Here is a 17,116-nt window from a genome sequence, read left to right as displayed (position 1 = left end):
CGTCACACCGAGCCCGGGGCCGGCGGTTGGGCCCGCGCTGGGTCCATGCCTTCCGAGGGGCTGCGATCCGTCATCAAGCCCCCCGAAATCCCGGGGGAATTGACGGATCGCGACGGTTCGCCAGCGCGAATTCGTCCTTGGGTGACGCCTGGACAGGGCAGATCGGTCGCCGCGATCTCGTCTAGAGTGCGGCCGACATGCTCGGTCGATTCTCCTTCCCCGGCGGGCGCCTGCGCGTCTCCATCGCGCTCGGGCTCGCCGTGGCCCTCGCGCCCGCGCCTGCCGCGGGCGACTTGCCCGCAGCAGGCGACCTCCGGGCGCGCGGCGCGCCGTCGATGCGCGTCTTCGACGCGGAGGACGGCATCCCCCAGATCACCATCAACGCCATCGCCTTCGAGCCCGGCGGCCGCCTGTGGATCGGCACCCAGGGCGGCGCGGCGTCGTATGACGGGCGTCGCTTCACGCCCCTCCCCCTGCCGACCGCCGGAGGATCGAGCTGGGTGCAGGCGGTCGCCGTGGGGCAGGACGGCGCCGTCTGGTTCGGGATGATGACCGGCCAGGTCATCCGCTACGCAGACGGGCGCTTCACGCGCTTCGGGGCCGCCGAGGGGCTCGCGGCCGAGAAGCCGCTCCGGGCGCTCCTCGAGGCGCCCGCGGGCCAGGGGCGCGCGGTCTTTGCCGCGACCACGGACGGCCTCTACCGGCTCGACGGCGAGCGATGGACGCGCGTGGACCTGGGGCCCGGCTTCGAGCACCCGGACGTGCGCTCGCTGCACGCAACGACGCTCCCCGGCGGGGAGCCGGCGCTCTGGGTCGGCACCGGTGAGGGCCTCTTCCGCTGCGACGCCCGGGGCTGCGCCCGCTTCGCGACGACCGCCGACGGGCTGCCCAGCAACGTGGTCATGAGCTTGCTCGAGACCCCCGGGGAAGCCGGGGGCCGCGTGCTCTGGGCAGGCACGCGGGGGGGCATCGCCCGGCTCGCGGAGGGGCGGTGGGAGAGCTTCGCCCCGGCGACCGTGCCGGTGCTGGCGCAGCCCGTGCGGGCGCTCGCCGAGACGGTGAGCGGCACGGGCGCGCGGACGCTCTGGGCCGGCACCTACGGCGGCGGCCTCGCGCGGCTGCAGGGCGGGACCTGGACGGCGCTGACCAAGGAGAGCTCCACGCTGCCGGACGACCACGTGATGGCGCTCGCGGCGACCGGCGAGGCGCACGGCGGCCGCACGCTCTGGATCGGCACGAACGCCGGCGGCCTCGCGCGCCTGCGGCACGACGGGTGGGTGGGGTTCACGCAGCGGAACGCGGGCCTGTCCGGCACCATCGGCTCCATCGCCGAGGTGCGCGCGCCGGGAGCCGAGGGCGGCCCGCCCGAGCTCTGGGTGGCCGTGAACGACACGGTGGTGCGGTCCTCGGGGCAAGGCTTCGCGCCGATCGACGCCCCCGGGCTCGCCGGCAAGCTCGGCGACCTGGTGACCTTCCTCCTGCCGTCGACGCGCGAGCCCGGGGTGGTCTGGCTCGGCGTCGCCGGGCTCCATCGCTGGGCAGGCGGGCAGCTCACCACGTACACGAAGCAGAGCTCCCCTCTCCCCGGCGTCGGCGTCCAGGCGCTGTCGGAGTCCCTGGACGGGCGCTCGCTCTGGATCGCGACGGACACCGGGGCCGCGCGCCTGGACGCGGACGGCGCGTGGCAGGTCTTCACGAAGGCACAGGTGCCCCTCGTGGACGATCACGTGACCGGCGTCCTCGAGACCACGGCCCCGGGCGGGAAGATCTCCACCTGGTTCGGCACCATGAGGGGGCTATCGCGGCTCACGGACGGGCAGTGGCGGAGCTACACGGCCGCGGACGCGCCGCTCGCCTCGGACGCGGTCGCCGCGCTCACCGAGATCCGGGACGCGCGCGGCGCGCGGGTGCTCTGGATCGGCACCCAGGGCGGGATCTCGCGCTACGACCTCGACGCGGAGGCGTGGATCGAGCCGCTGAACGAGCGGACCCGGCCGGCGCTGCCGGACAGCATCGTCTACGGCGTGCGCGCGGACGCGCAGGGCCGGATCTACGCCTTCACCGACCGCGGCGTCACCCGCTTCACCCCGCGCGCCCCGACGCCCGACGACCCCGCCGAGCTCGCCGCCTACACCTTCACCACCGACGACGGGCTGCCGAGCAACGAGTGCAACCAGAACGGCTCGTTCATCGACAGCCGGGGCCGCGTCTGGGCGGGCACGACCGGCGGGGTGGCGGTGCTCGATCCGGCCGAGGAGGTCCCGGACGTCGCGCCCAAGCCGCTCGCGCTCGACGCGCGCGCTCAACGTGCGCGCGGCGCGCTCGCCCTCTCGCCGGGCGCGTCGCTCGCCTGGGACGAGAACACCGTCTCGTTCGAGTACGCGCTCCTGAGCCTCTTCCACGAGCGCAGCACGCGCTACCGCAGCCAGCTCGTCGGCTTCGACGCATCGCCGGGCGCGTGGAGCGCGGACTCGAGCGCGCGCTACACGAACCTCGCGCCCGGCCCGTACACCTTCCAGGTCTGGGGCCGCGACCACGCCGGCAACGTCGCCGGCCCGGCGACGGTCGCCTTCCGCGTCCGGCCCGCGCCGTGGCGCACCGCCTGGGCTTACCTCGGCTACGCGGCGGCGCTGTCCGGGCTCGCCTACGGCGGCGTGCGCCTGCGGCTCCGGGCGCTCCGGAGGCGCACGCGCGAGCTCGAGCTCCTCGTGGAGCAGCGCACCGCCGAGCTCCAGGCCGCCAAGGACGCCGCCGACGCCGCGAGCCAGGCGAAGACCACCTTCCTCGCGAGCGTCAGCCACGAGCTGCGCACGCCGCTCAACGGCATCCTCGGGTACGCGCAGCTCCTCCAGCGCTCCGGGCGGCTCGCCCCGGAGGATCGGCAAAGCGCCAACGTGGTGCGCCGGTCGGGCGAGCACCTGCTCGCGCTGATCGACGATGTCCTCGATCTCGCCCGCATCGAGGCCGGCCGGCTGGATCTCGCGCCGGAAGATGTCCACCTGCCGTCGCTCGCGCGGACGGTCGCGGAGGTGTGCAAGGTGCGGGCGGCGCAGCGGGGGCTCGGGTTCGAGCTCGAGGTGGCGGAGGGCACGCCGGCGTGGGTCCGGGTCGACGAGAAGCGGCTCACGCAGGTGCTCCTCAACCTGCTCGGCAATGCCATCAAGTTCACCCGCGCCGGGCGGGTGACCTTCCGGGTCGCGCCGCGCGACGGGCGCGCGCGCGGCGGCGTCCTCTTCCGCGTCGAGGACACCGGCCCCGGCATCGCGCCGGCGGATCTCGCGCGCATCTTCGAGCCGTTCGAGCAGGCCGGCGAGCGGCGCGCGCACGGCGAGGGCGCGGGCCTGGGGCTCGCGATCACGCGCCGCATCGTCGACCGGATGGGCGGCCGCGTCGACGTGGAGAGCGCGCCCGGCGAGGGCAGCACCTTCACCGTGGCGCTCGATCTCCCCGTGCTCGCCGGCGAATCGCCGTCCGGCGAGCGGCGCGGGGGCGAGGCGATCGCGGGCTACGAGGGCGCGCGCCGGGCGATCCTCGTCGTCGACGACCACGAGGACAACCGTGCCTTCCTGCGGGACGCGCTCGCCCCGCTCGGCTTCGAGGTCGTCGAGGCCGCAGGCGGGGAGGCGGCCGTCGCGCTCGCGGCCGGGCGCAGGCCGGACCTCGTGCTGATGGATCTCCGCATGCCCGATCTCGGCGGCGACGAGGCCGCGCGCCGCATCCGCCGGCTCCCCGGGCTCTCGGGCGTGCCCATCCTGGCCACGTCGGCCAGCGTCGAGGCGCCCGAGCGCGCGCGCAGCGCGGCCGCCGGCTGCGACGGCTTCCTCCCGAAGCCGATCGAGCTCGGCGCCCTGCTCGAGCACCTGGAGCGCCGCCTCGCGCTCACCTGGGTCCACGCGGCGCCCGAGGGCGCGCGCAGCGTGGGCGACGGCGACGGCGCGCCGCCGTGTGCACCGGTGGTGCCGCCGTCCCCGGAGGAGCTCGCGCGGCTCGCCGAGCTCGTCGAGCGGGGTCGCCTCCAGGATCTCGTGCAGCGGCTCGCCGCGCTCGAAGCGGAGGACCCGCGGCTCGCGCCGTGGCTCCGGGAGGTGCGCGGGCTGGCCGAGGAGTTCCGGATCCACGAGCTCGGCGCGCGGCTGGCCGCGCACGGCGAGCCGCCGGCATCCGGGTGAGGGCAGCGCCGAGGCGAGCGCGAGGTCCCCGGACGTCAACGAGCCGCCGGGCTTCGCTCGTCGGCGAGGAGCTCTTCTTCGCTCTTCTTCGCTATTCGGCGAGGATCTGTTCGAGGGAGTCGGCGCTCATCGCCCGCAGCAGCCAGCGCTGCAGCGTCGCCGGGTCCTGACAGGCCAGCAGGCGCGCGCGCGCCTCGTCCGGGCACGGGATCCCGCGCATGGCGAGCGCGGCCAGGAGGGCCTCTCGCAGGCCTGCCATGGCCTGCTCGGCCTGGGCCTGCGCCTGCTCGGCCTGGGCCTGCGCCTGCTCGGCCCTCGACTCGAGGCTCTCCATCATCCCCTTCAGGCGGCCGATCAGGTCCGCGGAGCCGAACAGCTCGGCCATGCCCTGGAAGAACTGGAGCCGGTTGCCGGCGACCGCCAGGTCGAGGCCCAGCACCGCCGAAGCGTGACGCCCCATCTGCGGCACGATGCGCTGGTAGCGCGTGGCATCCGGCGCGGGGAGCCGGTAGCCGTGGACCTGTTGCCGGAGCCGGTCGTAGACGAAGTACTCGGGGATGCCCAGGCGCGCGTACCGTTCGACGTTGGCGACGAGATCTTTGTTCCGGTCGCCCTGATGCAGGACCTCCAGCACCAGGCTCAGCCCCCTGCCCTCGTCGGCCACCACCCACGCCATCCGCGGATCGTCCTCGGGCTGCGGCACGTCCAGCACCGCGAGGATATCCGGGACGAACACGTCTTCACCCGGGTACAGGACCGCCAGCTCCTCCGCCATGTAGATGACGCGTCCGGTGGAGCCGAAGTGCAGGGTGAGCATGTCGATCGCCCGCCCCTTGGCCTTGTGGTGGGGCCGCCCTTCGGCCATGGCGCTCTTCGGGTCCGACAGGGCGTCGAGGATCCTCACCAGCAGGCGCTCGCGCTCCGCCGGGGTCATCGCGCGCCACTCCTCCTCCGTCGGAGCGATCAGCGGGGGGCCGGGCGGCCGAGGCGTTCCGGAGGCGGGTAGGACCATGCCGAGAACCTAGCACCGAACGCCGCCGCGGCAGCGGAGGTGACGCGTTCGCCAGGACCGTTCCGGTCCCCGAGGGATGCTCGACCAGGAGCGCGCTCTTCCCCGATCGCCGCCCTCGTGCGCCACAGGCGCTTACCGTTCATCGCCCGCGGGACAGGACGGATGGCTCGCGGTCGCGCGTGGGGTCCTCACCCGCCTGTTGTCCGGGTGGACCATCCGCATCAGGGATGGATCGTAGGTGAAGAACGCATCGAAGAGGTTCAAGAACACGTGCTTCTCCCGGACCAGCCGGCAGCACACGTCAGGGCCCAGATCGGTGGGCGCCCCGCCGCGCAGGATCTGGAGGTTGAGATCAGCGCCCGGGTTGGTCTCATCGTGGCTCGGCGCGGGCGCGAAGTTCAGGAGCCACGAAACGCGATCCACCACGGAGGCGTTGGCGCGGCTCCCGTGCCACACGTAGTTGTGCAGGAACAGCGCGTCGCCGGCCCGCATTTCCAGCTCGATGGACCGCTCCGGCGCGTCGAACGGATCGACATAGATGCACGCCCGCGTCTCGTCGATATCGACGAGGGGAATCCAGAGGTGGACGGAGCCCTTGTGGCGCCTGGACGCCTCGGAGAAGCCGTCCTTGCCGCCGTCGACGTCCCGATGGCGCCGGGTGGCGTACGATGAGCCCGCGCGCACCGCCATGACCTGCTCGTACTCGAGGAACACCTCGTCCCCCACGATGCTCCGCAGGAGCGGCGCCAGCTTCTCGGCCAGCGCCTGGAGCAAGCAGGGGACACCGAGCAGCACCTTCTCCAGGTTGATCTTGTCCCGGTAGGCGGCCCTGTCCTCTCTCCACACGTCGGCGATGAGGGGGTGCACGACGGCGCGCAAGGTGCTCACCACGTCCGCGGACAGGACGCCTCGGACCACCGCGAACCCGCGGCGCTCGATGTGATGCTGGACCTCGGCCGTGTAAAAGGCGTTGTCGACGGCGCGGATCCCCTCCCACACGTCCACAGGCCCGCCCTTGTCGAGCGCGTGGGCGAAGTAACGCTCCGCGGTCTCGGTCCCATCGGCGCGGCGCACCACGTATCGAAACGGCTCGCCGGGGGCCAGCTTGCCCGCGTCGACGGTGTAGAGATGCGGCAGATCGGGGTGCGGCTCGCAGTCGACGGACGTTCCCCCGTCGGATCGGGCCACCAGGCTCTCGCCGTGCTGCAGGTGCATCTCGATGAGTCGCTGGCTACTCGGATTCATGGCAGTCCTGACAGTGGCAATTACACCTCCAGCGGCGGGGCATCAACCGATGTCGCGGCTCCTCGCTCGGGCGCCACCCGGGGCGCGCGAGGCCCGTGGCCCCAGGGCCCCTCGGCTCGCCGCTGCGTCTACCTGGGCATGCGCGCCGCCGCGGTGATGCGCGGCGCTGTCGTGCTGCCGCCGATCACGCTCTCGAGCATCGTGAGGCAGGCGCCCAGGCTGTCCTGCGCGACCATGAACTGACCGCCCGTCTCGACGGCCACGCGCGCGTAGTCTGCCTCGATGCCCGTACGCCGCCTCTCCTGCGTCGCCGCGTCGCCCCGGGACCGGCCGAGGCTCGGGCACATGTGCACGCGGGCTCCCATCTGCCGGGCGGCCTCGATGACACGGCCCGCGGCCCCGCGGTCCTCGTCCCGCCCTGCAGGCGTGAGGGAGCGGACTCCATCGAGCGGCCCATCGCCGAGGAAGAGCACGTTGCGGGTGGCCCCGGGTCGCCAGTCGAAGTGGGCCACGATGTCGACGAGGACGCGCCCCGCGCTCCCCTCGACGCCGGCGGATTGCCCCTCCGACGCGCCACTCCATGGCCCCCGGGGTCGGCTCGTGAGCAACGCTTCATCGACCCTGCGCGCCACGGTCAGGTAGCCGCGCGCCGAGATCATGAAGACGGTAGAGGGAAACGCGGTTTCGATGCCCAGGTAGGTGACGCGGAGGTTCACCGGGTGCTTCAGCCTGGCGGCGCCGATGGCCGCGCCGACCACCTTGCTGAGCGTGTCTGCCAGCTCCTTCATCGCCTCGCTGGAATCGATGAGCACGACAAGGTCGACGGCCGGGATTCCGATCTCGCGCCTCGCCGGGGAGGGGCGCTCTCGGCCCGCCGACGACGCGACCGCCACCACGTCCAGGACTTGCCTCTCGGGGATCATATCCCGGCCAGGGTGGGGTCACGACGCCCCTCCGCGCCATGGGACCTTGGTCCTACGCCGCAGCGCCGCCACGCTGGCCTGAGCGAGGCCGGGCGTCAGCGGGGCCCAGGGAGCCTCATCTCCTGACGCCGCGGCGGCCTGTTCCTTTCTTGCCAGCGCCCCCTGGAGCGCAGTTCGCGTCCCCGCGGCGGCGGCCCCCCGCGCGCGCCGGGCGTCACGCGCGGCCGGCCCCGGGGAGGTCGGCCTCGATCTCCCGGTAGATCGCGGCCAGGCGCTGCGCCCAGGCCTCCACGCCCTCGTCGCTGAGCAGGCCATCCTGGCGGATCTCGAGGAGCACGCACGGCAGGCCGCGGCCCTCGCCGTGCACGGGGATCCCGTAATCGCCTCCATCGGTCACATAGTAGGGCTCGTTGTCGCCGACGCAGAGCCCGGGCTCGCGGCGCATCGCCTCGAGGAACAGCGCGGCGAGCCGCCGGTCGCGGCCGTAGAGGATGGCCGCGTGCCAGGGCCGGTCCTCGCCGGGCATCGACGGCGTGAAGCTGTGGAGGCTGAGGATCGCCGTGCTCTTGCGGCGGTCCCGCCGCTCGTCGAGGAGCGCGGTGATCGCGTGGTGGTAGGGCCAGAAGCAGGCGTCGGCGCGCGCCATGGCCTCCGCGGCGTCGATCACGTTGCCGGGGATGGGCACGCCGCAGCTGATCTCGGGGATGGAGGTCGGCGAGCCCAGCGGCCGGTTGCAGTCGATGACCAGGCGGGAGTAGCCGGAGAGCACGAGCGGCGCGTCGAGGAGCGCGGACAGGCGGCGCGAGAGGCGCGCCGCGCCGATGTCCCAGCCGGTGTGCTGGCAGAGCGCGTCCTCGTGCATGCCCAGCCCGGGGAGGCTCCGCGGGACCGCGTTGGAGGCGTGGTCGCAGAGCAGGACCGCGCTGGATCGACCCTGGGGATTCACCACCTCGAACGCAGGCGGCTCGTCAGGTGCAAGGATGCGCAAGGCAGGCGAAGGGGTGCTCATGGCGTCTCGCCCGAGACATAGCAGACCCGAGCGCGTCCGCGCCGCGCGCGATCAGGACGGCGTCGTCATGCAGGCGCGCAGCGCGACCTTGGCGCGGTGCAGGAGGACCGCGACGTGGCCCGCCGAGATGCCGAGCGCGCGCGCCACGTCCTCCCCCGGTTGCTCCTCGAGCATGCGCAGGGTCACGACCGCCTTCTGGATCTCGCAGAGCTCCTCGACGCACGCGCGCAGGCGGACGTGCTCCTCCGCGCGCGCGATCGCCTCGTCGGTCGCCGGGACCTCCCCCGCGACCTCCGGGTGCGCGTCGACGTCCTCGTGCGGCCGGGCGCGGAAGTGACGACGGCGCCGGTTGCGCGCGGCGTTCCGCACCATCCCGGCGAGCACGCCCCCCCACGCGCCGGCGTCGTCCGGGAGCGCGCCCTGCTGCGCGACGGTGAGCAGCGTGCAGAGGCCCTCCTGCACGCAGTCGACAGCGTCCTCGGGCGTCACCCCCTCCGCGCGCGCCAGCGCCGCGAGCGCCGAACGCTCCGAGCGCACAAGGTGCGACACGTGCCCCAGGATGTCGTCCGCGTCCTTGATGGCTTCCATGGTCTACGGAGGTCAGGTCTCGAGCCGCGCCCACATTACACCGGCGAGCGCTGTAATGGAGGCCGGTCTCGAGACCTGGGGAGGCATGGAGGCTCACGCGATGTCCATGAATCCTGTCCACGAGATCAACGAGCTCGACTTCGATGCCGAGGTGCTGGAGGCCGGGGTGCCCGTCCTCGTCGATTTCACGGCGCAGTGGTGCCCGCCGTGCCGCGCGCTCGCGCCGATCTTGCACCGGCTGGCGGAGGAGGGCGCAGGTCGCCTGAAGGTGGTGGCGGTCGACGGCGATCGGAGCCCGGCGCTCGCCCGCCGCTTCGGCATCCGCGGGCTCCCGACGGTCGTCGCGTTCGCCGGCGGCAAGGAGGTGGCGCGCCACGTGGGGCTGACCACGAAGGAGAAGCTCCTGAAGCTTGTCGAGGGGCGGGAGCTCTCCGCGGGGGCGCGGAGGGACCGAGCGCCGTCGCCGCCGTGATGGCGTCTCGTCGGCGCTCCCTGGCGTGGGGATGCCGCGGCGGCTCTGGCGTGGGGACTGGGGATGCCGCGGCGGCGAGCCCGCGTTCGGGCTCGCTCGGGGGTCGCGCGGGCGACCCGGCCCACCCGCGTGCTACCGTCGATGCCGGTCGCGCGGTCGCTGCCTGTCTCGCTGCCCCTCGGTGTCGCCCTGCCTCTCGGCGGCGGGGAAGCTGATCCGGCGCGTCGTCGTCTCGGCCCCGGAGACCTCGAACGGCCCCAGCGGCAGCGGTTCGCTGACCGGCCTGCCGTTCTCGTCGATGAGCGTGATCGTTCCGACGTATTCATCGGCGGTGACATGGATGCTCGCGTCGAACCGCTCGCACGGGACCACCTGCCTGTTGACGTGGTTGTTCTCCGTGTTGATGAGCATCAGCTCGACCGCGTTCGCGCCGTACGCCTTGCACTGAGAGGCGTCGGTCTTGTCCTCGATCGCCCACTGGACGGCGACGAATCCCATCTTTTCAGGCTGGGTCTCTCCCGGCCCTGTCTCTCCAGGCTCTGTCTCGTCGGTCGTGTTGTCCATGCACGCGACCATCATCACTGCGCATAGCCCTGCCACAGAGTAGATACTTCGCATTCCTACCTCGCTGTGCTCGGCGCAGATCCCGGCGCCGCGCTCCGCGCCCAGCAACGCGGGTGCCACGCGGATCTCGCGGCGCGGCGGCGAGCGCGGCCGCTCTCCTCGGGAGGACGGGAAGCGCGGTGTTGCCCGCGATCGGGCGGCCCTGCGCGCGCGGGGCCTGCCCCCATCGAGCCGGCGAGCGCGGGGCTCGAGCGACGCGCACGCGCTGCGCGGTGGCGGCCGCGAGCACGGCGGGCCCCGGGCGAGCGCACGAGCGGGCATGCAGGACTATCCTTGGAGGCCAGTGCCGCGCCGTCCAATTTCGCCTGGATCCCGGCCGCGGCACGCCTCCCGGACTACGCGGTCAGCGGAGCTCGTCGATGTTCGTGTTGTATCGCCTGAGCCACCGGTGCACCTGGGCGCGCTCTCTCCCGAGCTCGCGCGCCACCGCGGCGACGTTTCCCCACGGCTGCACCAGGAGCTCCCGCGGCACCTGAGCTTCGAGCTCGAAACGGCTCCGCAGATCAAAATCGCAGGAATCGTCCTCTGTCAACACCTTCCGATGTTGGTCATCGAACAAGCAGCAGCTCGAATGTTCAGGGCTCTCCTTAGCGAGCTAGTCAGCGGCCGATCACGCCGCCATCATGTGCACGAGCGCGATCTGAACATCGATGTTGTCGACCGCGCAGAGCGCGTCGCACCGTCCCGGGTGGAGACCGAGGGGCCTGCATGCTTCCAGGAGCGCGAGGTGAGTCCCCCACGTCACCTGCGGCGGCTCGGCGAGCAGGGGGAGCAGCGCCTCGATCTCGGCGCGAGCGCCGAGCCTGGCGAGCGCATCGACGGCACCGGAACGGACCGGCTCGCGTCCATCGCTGCGGGCGAGCGTGAGGAGCCGGGGGATCGAATCCTCCTTCCGCGCATGAGCGACGTACGTGTTCAGGGTCTCGAGGGCGTGCGTGCCCGTCGTCCCGAGCTCGCCGAGGTGCTCCCAGGCGGGAGCTGCCAGGGCCCGGTTCGCCGAGAGCTGACCGAGCCAGTACATCGCGCTCTTCTTGACGTGAGAAGCAGGGTCGTGGGTGAGCCCGAGGAGGGCCCCGTGCTCGCCCCACGCGGCGAGGAGCGCCGCGGACCGCTCGCGGATCCAGGGATCGGGGTGTCCCACCAGGAACGCCGTCAAGACGCCGCGGTCCGCAGCATAACGCTCTGCTCGGAAGCGTTCCGAGAACCGACTCTTCCTGTCCGCCCAGCAGCCGTCGAGATCGGCATAGAGCGCAACGAGCTCGGCCGTCTCCAGATCTCCGTCCGACCCGCGGTCACCACCGGGCGGGTAGATCCGCGCGTTCGTAGCGGGGTCGTCGGCCCGGGGTACGGCATCGTCCTCCGGGATGCCAAGGAGATGCCGGACCGGATCCATCCATGCGAGGAGACGGCGCCGCTCGGCCGGGTCGGCGCGGTCGAGCGCCCACCGAAACCTGTCCTCGCGGATCTCGAAGGCACAGCGACCTGCCGCGGCGCGAACCCTCTCGTCAGGATGCTCGCAGAGCGCGGTAACCGCGCGGAGGCAGCGCTGGCTCGGATAGTAACGGAGCGTGTCCAGCGCAGCGATGGCGACGTCGACCGCTGGATCCGCCGCGGCGCGGAGGAGCGGCGCCTCGGCCGCGACGGGCTCGTCCCAGAGCAGTGCGTCGGCGGCGACCTTGCGGACGTCCGCGTCGGGGTGCTCGAGGGCGGCGATCTTCAGCGCCTGGAAGCGCGGCTCCGAGAAGTCGAACGCGAGGGCCTCGATAGCCTCCTTGTGAAGCGGGTGCGCGGGGTCCCGGGCAACCGGCTCGACGATGTCCGCCTCGGCGCGTCCCATGAGGAGCAGCGCGTGACGGCGAAGCACGGCGTCGCCCCCCGCCCAGGCGGCCCTGAGCCGGGCGCCGCCCGGAGAATTCCCGGCGCTCCTCAGGATCGCGCCCGCGATCTCGCGCGCCGCCTCGGGGAGCACACGCGCCTCCACGATGCACGTCAACCGCGCCTCCGCGCGGGGGTCCTCGACACGCTCCAGGGTCGTCGCGATCTCGTCCCGCTCGGCCGCGGTGAGCTCGGGCAGCACCAGCCAGCCGAGGAGCCGCTCGGTCCACGAGCGATCCTCGGCGCTCTGGATTTCCTCATGAGGGATGGATACGAGGGTGTCGCGACGGTCATTCACGGCTACGCCCGCGATCCTATCAGGCCGCGAGGCGGTCACCCACCGGCGGGATGCCTGCGCTTGTATCGAGCGGGAAAAAGACGAGTCGCGCTGCGGACCCGCCCGAAGAAGACGCTTGAAATTCGCGAGTAACTTGGACATGTTCGCCGCCGCCGTCACGCGAGCGGCGCCGCGTGGCGGCTGCGCCGGGCCGCGGGCATCGCGCCTCGGAGAGCACAACCGTTCATGCGCACGCCCGAGAACGCCCCGGAGAGCCGCCCAGAAGCGGCGTGGGGCGTCGTCTACGGCGTCGCGGCCTACAGCGCGTGGGGCATCGTTCCCGTCTTCTGGAAGCAGCTCCGTCATGTTGGCGCGTTCGAGATCCTGGCCCACCGCACCGTGTGGAGCCTGCTCTCGTTCGCCGCGCTCACGCTGGCCACGGGGCAGCTCGGCGCGCTCGGCGCGGCGCTGCGCGACCGGCGCGTCGTCGCCTCCATGGCGGCGACCGGGGCGCTCGTCTCGGCGAACTGGGTCCTCTTCATCTACGCCGTCGCGGTGGGGCGCCTGCTCGACGCCAGCCTCGGCTACTTCATCAACCCGCTGCTCAGCGTGCTCCTCGGCATGCTCTTCCTGCGCGAGCGGCCGCGGCCCGCGCAGTGGCTCGCGCTGGGCCTCGCCGCCTCGGGCGTCGTGTACCTCGCCGCGCGCGCCGGCTCGGTCCCCTGGATCGCGCTGGCCCTGGCCGGGACGTTCGGTGTTTACGGCCTGCTGCGGAAGGTCGTCGCCGTCAACGCGCTCCCTGGCTCCACCCTGGAGACCTTGTTCGTCGCCCCGCTCGGCGCAGCCTACCTGGCCACCCTCCACGTCGACGGCTCGGGCGCCCTGGGCCAGGCCGATCTGCGGACGCACGTCCTCCTCGCCGCGACTGGCATCATCACCGCGCTGCCGCTCATCTGGTTCACGAACGCGGCGCGCCGCCTGTCGCTGACCACCCTCGGCTTCCTCCAGTACCTCGCGCCGAGCGGTCAGTTCCTGCTCGCCGTGCTGGTCTATGGCGAGCCGTTCACGGCCACCCAGGCCGTGAGCTTCGCCTGCATCTGGACCGGGCTCGCCGTGTTCAGCGCCGACGCCGCGCTGCGCGCGCGCCGCGCGTCAAGGACGAGCGCATCCTGAGCGCTCTGCAGACGAGACAAGAGGAATTCGAACCGCCAGGACGCCAAGAGAGAGCAGAGAGGGCGCTCCTTCCGTGACTGGCGCCTTCGACTCTGTTCATCTCTTCCTCTACAATTCCCTCCCCTGGCGTTCCTCGCGCCTCGACGATTCAAATCCTCACTCTGGTCCAGACGATGAGCTCCGAAGAGACCGCACCGAGCACCGACCTCTCGCAGATCCCGGCGCAGATCGCCGGCCCCTCGGCCTGGTACGGCCCTGCGATGGCGCAGAGCGACGGCTGGATCGAGCACCTCACGCCGGCGGAGCTCGAGGAGGTCGAGGCCGCCGTCCGGCGCTTCGCCGAGACGGGCGAAGACCCGGCGCGGATGCGCAGCGAGGCCTTCCCGCTGCCGTCGCTCGCCGCGCGCCTCCGCGGCGTGCTCGCGGAGGTGCTCGACGGCCGCGGCTTCGCCGTCCTCCGCGGGCTGCGCGGCGCCTGGCTCGACCGCGGCGACCTCCGCGCGGCCGCGATCGCGTTCCTCGGCATCGGCAGCCACCTCGGGAGCGCGCGGTCGCAGAACGCGCGAGGGCACGTGCTCGGCCACGTGAAGGACCTCGGCCTTTCGAGCCAGGACCCGAGCGTGCGCATCTACCAGACGCGCGAGCGGCAGACCTTCCACACCGACTCGTGCGATGTCGTGGCGCTGCTCTGCCTCCGGACCGCCAGGGCGGGCGGGCTCTCGGCGCTGGTCAGCTCGGTCACGCTGTACAACGAGATGCGGCGGGCGCGCCCGGACCTGGCCGAGGCGCTGTTCGCGCCGCTCGAGACCGATCGCCGGGGCGAGGTGCCGGCGGGCGAGCGGCCTTATTTCCGCATCCCGGTGCTGAGCTGGCACACCCAGCTCCTGTCCGCCGTCTACCAGCGGCAGTACATCGAGTCAGCGCGCCGCTTTGCCGACGTCCCGCCGCTCACGGCGCGGCAGGTCGAGGCGCTCGACCTGTTCGATGCCCTCGCCAGCGACCCGGCGCTCCACATGACCATGGAGCTCCGCCCGGGCGACATCCAGCTCGTGCACAACCACACGCTGCTCCACGATCGCACGGCGTTCGAGGACTGGCCCGAGCCGGATCGCCGGCGGCACCTGCTCCGCCTCTGGCTCGCTCCGCCCGGCGCGCGGCCGCTGCCGCCGGTGTTCCGCGAGCGCTTCGGCTCGCTCACCCCCGGCGACCGCGGGGGCATCGTCGTGCCGGGCACGCGCCTCCACGCCCCGCTCGCTCCCGCGTGAGCGGTCGCGCCCGAGAGGGCCCCGGGGCGCTCACGGTTGCCTGTCCGCGGCGCTGAGGCGCTCTTCCGCGAGGTGTCCCGCCGCCGCGGGCGCACGCCGCGCGCCCGGGGCGCCTGCGCACGCCGCGCGCCCGGGGCGCCCGCGCTCTCCGCGCGCCCGGGGCGCCCCGCCGCCGCGTGCGCACGCCGCGCCCACACGGCGCCGGCATGCGCCTCGCAGCGTACCCCCTTCCCATGGCTCCCTTGCCTCCGGCCCGAGCGGCAGAGGAATGCCCCGACGGCGACCCCGGGCCCATGCCCGGCGGCGGGGCGCGCGTCCCTGCCGCGCCGCCCGACGCCCTGAACACGTCCGCCGCCCGCGGCGCGCGGCGCAGAGCGCTGCTCCACGCGGCGCTCGGGGCCTTTGGCCTCGCCGCCCTTGTCGCGCTCATCCGGCACGTCGGCGCGGCGGAGATGCTCGCCGCGGTGACCCGCGCCGCGCCGTTCTTGCCTTTCCTGATCGCGCTGGAGGCTGCACGCATCGGCTGCGAGACGATCGCCACCGCCGTGCTCTGTGCGCCGCGGCGCATCCCGCCGGCGGAGCTCCTTCGCATCCACGTCGTCAGCTACCCCGTCATGACGCTGATGCCGGCCGGCCGCGCCGCGGGCGAGGCGGTCAAGGCCGCGCTGCTCTCCCCCCACGTCGGCGCCCCGCGCGCGGCCGCGATCGCCACGGCGAACCAGTCGCTCGCGCTCCTGGGCGCGGCCCCGCTGTCGCTCCTCGCGGCCGCGGCGCTCTTCCGCATCGGCGGCGGCGCCTCCCCGTTCGCCCTGGGCGTGCTCGCGCACGCCGCCCTCCTTGTCGCGAGCGGCCTCGGCGTCGCCTTCGCGGCGCGGCAGCGCGCCGCCTCGGCGTGGATCACCCGGCGGTTCGCCCGCGCCGGCCAGCTCACCGCCGCCTTCCAGGAGGCCGTCCGCGAGCGCGCGCCCGTCCCGGGCTGGCCGTTCGTCGCCTGCGTCGCGGGCCGCGCGCTCCAGGCGGCGCAGTATGGCGTCCTCCTCGCCGCGGTCGGCGCCGAGAGCGGCCTCCTCCGCGCGCTCGCCGCGTACGGCGTGGGCGCGGCCGGCACGGCGGCCGGCGACCTCATCCCGGGCCAGATCGGCGCCACCGACGGCGCCTTCACGCTCGCCGCCTCGCTGCTCGGCCTCACCGCGAGCTCCGCCATCGCGGTCTCGCTGCTCCTGCACCTCCTCCAGGCGGCCTTCGCGCTCGCGGGGATCGCCGCCACGCTCGCGTGGCGCCGCAGCCCTCCCGCGCGCTGAGCCGCCGGCGCGCTCAGCCGCGCTCGCGCTTGAGGCGTTCCAGCTCGGCCAGGGCCTCGGCCAGCCGCCGCTCGGCCTCGTCGGCGCGCTGTCGCTCCTCGTCGGCCCGCTGTCGCTCCTCGTCGGCCCGCTGTCGCTCTTTGTCCAGGCGCAGCCGCTCTTCATCGGCGAGCCGCCTCGCTTCGTCCAGGCGCTGTCTCTCCTCGTCGAGTCTTTGCTCGGTCCCCTCGATGCGCGCCTCGAGGTCACCCACCATCGTGCCGAGCCTGGCGAGCAGCTCGTGCGTCTCCGGCAGCGGCGCCAGCCCGTGGAAGAAGCGCAGCCGGTCTCCCTCCAGGCCCAAGTCCAGATCGAGCACCGTGCTCGCGAGCCGGCCCTCCTGCGGGACGATCGGCTGGTAGCGCGCGCTGCCCTGGGCGAGCCGGAAGCCACGAAGCCTGCGACGACGCCGGTCGAAGACGAAGTACTCCGAGATGCCCAGCGACGCGTAGCGGGTGACGTTGTCCTCGAGATCCTTCTTGCTCCTCCCGCTCCAGAGGATCTCCAGCGCGAGGTCGACGCCCTTGCCCTCGGCGCTCACGGACCAGTGGGCCCGCTCCTTCACCTCCACGTCGAGTACGGCGATGAGATCGGGCGCGAACATCCGCTCTACCGGGTAATAGACCGGCAGCTCGCACGCGAGGTACACACGCCGCCCGATGCGCTGGAAGTACCCGCCCAGCGTGTCCCGGGCTGCCACCTTCGGGTTGAAGTGGAAGTCGCCCTCGGGAGGGCTCGCCTCCGAGACCTCGAACTCCGACGGGAGCGTGTCGAGGACGCGCTGCCGCTCCTCCGGCGTCATCCGGTCCCAGAGCTCCTGCGGGGGGGCCCGAGGATCGTCGGGGTCGATCACCCAGGACGTCGGCGCGCGCTGCATGGTCCGAGCATAGCGAGCCCGCGCGGGCGCGACCACGGCACACGCCCGGCCTCGGCCCCCTCAACAAGGGCGCTCCAGGCCACGCCGAGCCGCGCTGCGCTCCCCCGCTCGCGTTGCTTGCGCCCGGGAGGGATCCCGCCCCCCCCGCGCGCGCTCTTCCGTGCGTCCCGGGAGGGGTGCGGCACCCCCGCAAGCGCTCTGCATTGCGGTCCGGAGGGGTCCGGACCCCCCTTCTGGCACAACGAAGACGGTGTACACGGGGTCGTT

The 17,116-nt window shown here is 73.3% G+C and carries 14 protein-coding genes; 5 read left to right on the top strand and 9 right to left on the bottom strand.

What is annotated here, in order from left to right; genetic code table 11:
* Positions 1-197 precede the first annotated feature (197 nt).
* Entirely contained in the window at positions 198-4,169 is a 3,972-nt protein-coding gene (locus WME75_RS11465) for an ATP-binding protein (RefSeq protein WP_437489810.1), read from the top strand.
* 91 nt (positions 4,170-4,260) lie between these two features.
* On the opposite strand, the gene WME75_RS11460 is transcribed toward WME75_RS11465, so the two are convergent.
* The 5 genes from WME75_RS11460 to WME75_RS11440 all read right to left on the bottom strand — a co-directional run bounded on the left by WME75_RS11460 (position 4,261) and on the right by WME75_RS11440 (position 8,946).
* Positions 4,261-5,103: a Uma2 family endonuclease gene (locus WME75_RS11460; RefSeq protein WP_437489809.1), complete on the bottom strand. Its 843-nt coding sequence runs from the start codon at positions 5,101-5,103 to the stop codon at positions 4,261-4,263.
* 210 nt (positions 5,104-5,313) lie between these two features.
* Positions 5,314-6,426, bottom strand: coding sequence for a phytanoyl-CoA dioxygenase family protein (locus tag WME75_RS11455; RefSeq protein ID WP_437489806.1), 1,113 nt, complete (start codon positions 6,424-6,426; stop codon positions 5,314-5,316).
* A gap of 128 nt (positions 6,427-6,554) precedes the next feature.
* Positions 6,555-7,349, bottom strand: a complete 795-nt coding sequence (locus WME75_RS11450; protein WP_437489804.1) for a hypothetical protein — start codon at positions 7,347-7,349, stop codon at positions 6,555-6,557.
* A 214-nt stretch (positions 7,350-7,563) separates the two neighbouring features.
* Positions 7,564-8,358, bottom strand: coding sequence for an N-formylglutamate amidohydrolase (locus WME75_RS11445; protein ID WP_437489802.1), 795 nt, complete (start codon positions 8,356-8,358; stop codon positions 7,564-7,566).
* Positions 8,359-8,409: 51 nt separating this feature from the next.
* Complete coding sequence (locus tag WME75_RS11440) at positions 8,410-8,946, bottom strand: RNA polymerase sigma factor (RefSeq protein WP_437489799.1); 537 nt, start codon at positions 8,944-8,946, stop codon at positions 8,410-8,412.
* A gap of 100 nt (positions 8,947-9,046) precedes the next feature.
* On the opposite strand from WME75_RS11440, the gene WME75_RS11435 reads away from it, so the two are divergent.
* Positions 9,047-9,418: a thioredoxin family protein gene (locus WME75_RS11435; protein ID WP_437489796.1), complete on the top strand. Its 372-nt coding sequence runs from the start codon at positions 9,047-9,049 to the stop codon at positions 9,416-9,418.
* A 132-nt stretch (positions 9,419-9,550) separates the two neighbouring features.
* Here WME75_RS11435 and WME75_RS11430 read toward each other — a convergent pair whose 3' ends face one another.
* From WME75_RS11430 to WME75_RS11420, 3 genes are all read right to left on the bottom strand, one after another.
* Positions 9,551-10,102, bottom strand: coding sequence for a hypothetical protein (locus tag WME75_RS11430; protein ID WP_437489793.1), 552 nt, complete (start codon positions 10,100-10,102; stop codon positions 9,551-9,553).
* Positions 10,103-10,385: 283 nt separating this feature from the next.
* Positions 10,386-10,577: a helix-turn-helix domain-containing protein gene (locus tag WME75_RS11425; protein WP_437489791.1), complete on the bottom strand. Its 192-nt coding sequence runs from the start codon at positions 10,575-10,577 to the stop codon at positions 10,386-10,388.
* A 75-nt stretch (positions 10,578-10,652) separates the two neighbouring features.
* Positions 10,653-12,215 (bottom strand): hypothetical protein, encoded by a 1,563-nt coding sequence (locus tag WME75_RS11420; RefSeq protein ID WP_437489788.1) that lies wholly within the window; start codon positions 12,213-12,215, stop codon positions 10,653-10,655.
* Between the two features lie 225 nt (positions 12,216-12,440).
* Between WME75_RS11420 and rarD the strand changes: the two genes are divergently transcribed.
* From rarD to WME75_RS11405, 3 genes are all read left to right on the top strand, one after another.
* A complete protein-coding gene (gene rarD, locus WME75_RS11415; RefSeq protein WP_437489785.1) occupies positions 12,441-13,367 on the top strand; it encodes an EamA family transporter RarD in 927 nt (308 codons plus the stop codon).
* Positions 13,368-13,540: 173 nt separating this feature from the next.
* On the top strand, positions 13,541-14,632 hold the full coding sequence (locus tag WME75_RS11410) for a TauD/TfdA family dioxygenase (protein WP_437489782.1): 1,092 nt from the start codon (positions 13,541-13,543) through the stop codon (positions 14,630-14,632).
* A 233-nt stretch (positions 14,633-14,865) separates the two neighbouring features.
* Complete coding sequence (locus WME75_RS11405; protein ID WP_437489779.1) at positions 14,866-15,933, top strand: lysylphosphatidylglycerol synthase domain-containing protein; 1,068 nt, start codon at positions 14,866-14,868, stop codon at positions 15,931-15,933.
* A 13-nt stretch (positions 15,934-15,946) separates the two neighbouring features.
* Here the strand turns inward: WME75_RS11405 and WME75_RS11400 are convergent, their stop codons facing one another.
* The gene (locus tag WME75_RS11400; RefSeq protein ID WP_437489777.1) at positions 15,947-16,849 is read right to left on the bottom strand and encodes a Uma2 family endonuclease; all 903 of its coding nucleotides are present in this window, start codon (positions 16,847-16,849) and stop codon (positions 15,947-15,949) included.
* Positions 16,850-17,116: the final 267 nt, after the last annotated feature.

The organism is Sorangium sp. So ce1014, from assembly GCF_051521505.1.
GTDB lineage: Bacteria > Myxococcota_A > Polyangia > Polyangiales > Polyangiaceae > Sorangium.
The sequence above is the reverse complement of the archived record's forward strand: the minus strand, read 5'-3'. Positions and strand labels throughout refer to the sequence as shown.